The following is a 2,983-nucleotide window of genomic DNA, read 5'->3' as shown; positions in this document are numbered from 1 at the left end:
CCGCCGAGAGACGCTGCGGGCCGGCGCCGTGCACGAGCCGCAGCGGGGCGGCGACGAAACCCCAGTCGAGCAGGGCCCGGCTCTCCTCGTAGACCGCGTTGAAGGATTCGTCCTGGGGGTTCATGACCGTCACCAGGATCGTGCGGCCCTTGTGGGTGGCGGCGGTCACCAAGGTGGTGCCCGCCTGGGAGGTGTAGCCGTTCTTGACGCCGATGAGACCGGGGTAGGGCTCCACGCCGTGCGAGCCCACCAGGAGCCGGTTGGTGTTCTGGATCTCGTACGCGTCCGGGCCGCCGGTGGCCGGGAAGCGGGCCCACTTCGTGCCCATGTAGCGCCGGAAGTCGGGGTTCTTGAAACCCTCCCTGGCGATGAGGGCCAGGTCGTGCGCCGAGGAGAACTGGCCGGGGGTGTCGAAGCCGTCGGGCGAGCGCACCTGGGTGTCGCGGGCGCCGATCCGGCGGGCGGTGGCCTGCATCTGGGCGAGGGTGCGCGGCAGCCCGCCGTTCATCTGGGCGAGGGTGTGCACGGCGTCGTTGCCGGAGCTGAGGAACACCCCGCGCCACAGGTCGGCGACGGTGTAGCGGGCGCCCTCGTCGACCCCCACCAGGCTGCTGCCCTCGGCGACGTCGGCCAGATCGGCGGACGTCGCCCGGTGGACGAGGTCCTGGCGCAGATGCGGCAGCAGCGTCAGGGCGAACAACGTCTTGAGGGTGCTCGCGGGCGGCAGCCTGCGGTGCGGCGCCTTCGCGGCCAGTACCTGCCCGGTGGCCGCGTCCATGACCTCCCAGGACAGCGCCGACAGCGACGGCACGGCGGGCGGGGCCGGAGCCGGACCGGCGGCCCGGGCGGGCGCCGCGACAGCTCCCACGGCAAGCGCCGCGCACAGCCCTGACGTCACGACCGCCTTGGTGATACGGGGGTAAAAGCCCATGAATTGCGCCATGCCGGAAACGTAGGGGCATGATCGTTCTCCCGCGCTCCGCTTACGCCATGTGGTCGAGGTGCGCAGGGACGGGGATCGAACTACCCTTTTCGGGCGACACGACGGTGGAGGTGTTCCGCCATGACAGCCCAGACTCGCCTGCTGAACCGGCTCCCGCGCGCCTATCGCGACCGCCTGATGCCCCTGGCCGAGGAAGTCTCCTTCCCTCAGGACGCCCGGATCTTCGAGGAAGGGGAGCGGGCCGACCGGTTCTGGATCATCAGGACGGGCACGGTCACGCTCGACGTGCGGGTCACCGATCGCGCACGACTGCCCCTGGACCCGCTCGGACCGGGCGACCTCCTCGGCTGGTCCTGGCTCTTCCCGCCGTACGCGTGGGACTTCGGCGCCGAGGCGTTCAGCCCGGTGCGCGCCTACGAGTTCGACGCCGGTTCGGTGCGGGGGCTGTGCGATCTGGAGCCCGCCCTGGGGGTGGCCCTGCTGCACGGCGTCGCGGAGGTGATGGCCCACCGCCTGGAGGCGGCGCGCACGAAACTCGTCGAGGCCCACCGGATGCACAGGCACTACTGACGTCCGTCGAGACCCACCGGATGCACCGGCGCTTCTGGACGTCCGGGGAAGGCGCCCGTATGCGCCCGGGGTCACTCGCACGTGCCCCCTTCCTCACCCACCTCGACGCCTCGACGCGCGGCGGGCGGATCCGCGGGATTGGCTCGGCCGGGAACGCCGTCCGTGGCCGCCCCGTCGGCCCGCCCAGAGAGGCCCCGCATGCGTCGCACCGTGTCCTGGTCGACCTCCGCCGTAGCCGCCGCCGTCCTCGCCCTCGCCACCCCGGTGTGCGCACACGCCTGGGCGGAGGGGGATGACGACGTGACGTGGGACAGCACGACGTCGGGCGACTCCCCGTCCGACACCTGGGGCTCGGACAGTTCCAGTTCGTCCTCGTCGTCCTCGTCGTCCGGCAGTCTCGAACTCGCCCCCGCCGACGCCCGCCCCGGCACCACCGTCACGGCGAACACCACCGGGTGCGGCAAGGACCGGCGGGCCACCGGCGACGCCAACAGCCTCGGGGCCGGGGACTTCCCGCTGCAGACCAGCACCCACCAGGGCGATGTGGTCGGCCAGTTCCAGGTACCGTCCGGCGCACGCCCGGGCACGTACCCGGTCTCGGTGAGCTGTGAGAGCGGGACCGTCGTGCGCCAGACCCTCACCGTGACCGGTGGCGGCGGCTCCGACCTGCATGGCGTGCACGCCGGTGACGGCGGCTCGCTGGGCCGCCTGAGCACGGCGCAGCTCGTCCTCGGCGGCATGCTGATCGCCGGTTCGCTGGGCGCGGCCGGGTACTACGTACGCCGCCGCGCCCAGGAGTGGTGAACGTCCTCAGCCCTTGCGGGTGTTGATCTCTTCGGTGAGCTGGGGGACGACGTCGAAGAGGTCGCCGACGACGCCGTAGTCGACGAGGTCGAAGATCGGGGCCTCGGCGTCCTTGTTGACCGCGACGATGGTCTTCGAGGTCTGCATGCCGGCCCGGTGCTGGATCGCACCGGAGATACCGTTGGCGATGTACAGCTGCGGCGACACGCTCTTGCCGGTCTGGCCGACCTGGTTGGAGTGCGGGTACCAGCCCGCGTCCACCGCGGCACGCGAGGCGCCCACGGCCGCACCCAGGGAGTCGGCGAGTGCCTCGATCAGCGGGAAGTTCTCCGCGCCGTTGACGCCACGGCCGCCGGAGACCACGATCGCCGCCTCGGTCAGGTCCGGGCGCCCCGTCGACTCACGCGGGGTGCGCCCGGTGACCTTCGTACCGGTGGCCTGCGCCGAGAAGGACACCGAGAGGGCCTCGGCCGTGCCGGCGGCCGGGGCGGCCTCCACCGCGGCGGAGTTCGGCTTGACCGTGATGACGGGAGTGCCGCGGGAGACCCGGGACTTGGTGGAGTAGGACGCGGCGAACGCGGACTGCGTGGCCACCACGGCCTCGCCGTCGGCCTCCAGGTCGACGGCGTCGGTGATGATGCCGCCCTCGATGCGCAGCGCCAGGCG

At 72.3% G+C, this 2,983-nt stretch carries 4 protein-coding genes; 2 read left to right on the top strand and 2 right to left on the bottom strand.

All coding sequences use genetic code 11. The features are described 5' to 3' along the window. On the bottom strand, nucleotides 1-943 hold a 943-nt coding region (locus G3I40_RS33980), incomplete at its 3' end, for a serine hydrolase (RefSeq protein WP_239092109.1). 120 nt (nucleotides 944-1,063) lie between these two features. Here G3I40_RS33980 and G3I40_RS33975 point away from each other — a divergent pair. After that, the gene (locus tag G3I40_RS33975; protein ID WP_164558681.1) at nucleotides 1,064-1,513 is read left to right on the top strand and encodes a cyclic nucleotide-binding domain-containing protein; all 450 of its coding nucleotides are present in this window, start codon (nucleotides 1,064-1,066) and stop codon (nucleotides 1,511-1,513) included. 198 nt (nucleotides 1,514-1,711) lie between these two features. Further along, complete coding sequence (locus G3I40_RS33970; protein ID WP_164558680.1) at nucleotides 1,712-2,317, top strand: hypothetical protein; 606 nt, start codon at nucleotides 1,712-1,714, stop codon at nucleotides 2,315-2,317. A 6-nt stretch (nucleotides 2,318-2,323) separates the two neighbouring features. Here the strand turns inward: G3I40_RS33970 and G3I40_RS33965 are convergent. Then, a partial coding sequence (locus tag G3I40_RS33965) for an electron transfer flavoprotein subunit alpha/FixB family protein (protein WP_164558679.1) occupies nucleotides 2,324-2,983 on the bottom strand: 660 nt, incomplete at its 5' end.

Origin of the sequence: Streptomyces sp. SID14478 (assembly GCF_010548525.1) — a bacterium.
In the GTDB taxonomy this organism is placed as follows: domain Bacteria; phylum Actinomycetota; class Actinomycetes; order Streptomycetales; family Streptomycetaceae; genus Streptomyces.
The sequence above is the reverse complement of the archived record's forward strand: the minus strand, read 5'-3'. Positions and strand labels throughout refer to the sequence as shown.

Excerpts from the sequence above, each read along its gene's own strand:
- G3I40_RS33970 (WP_164558680.1), top strand. The coding sequence starts at position 1,712 with ATGCGTCGCACCGTGTCCTGGTCGACCTCCGCCGTAGCCGCCGCCGTC.
- G3I40_RS33975 (WP_164558681.1), top strand. The coding sequence starts at position 1,064 with ATGACAGCCCAGACTCGCCTGCTGAACCGGCTCCCGCGCGCCTATCGC.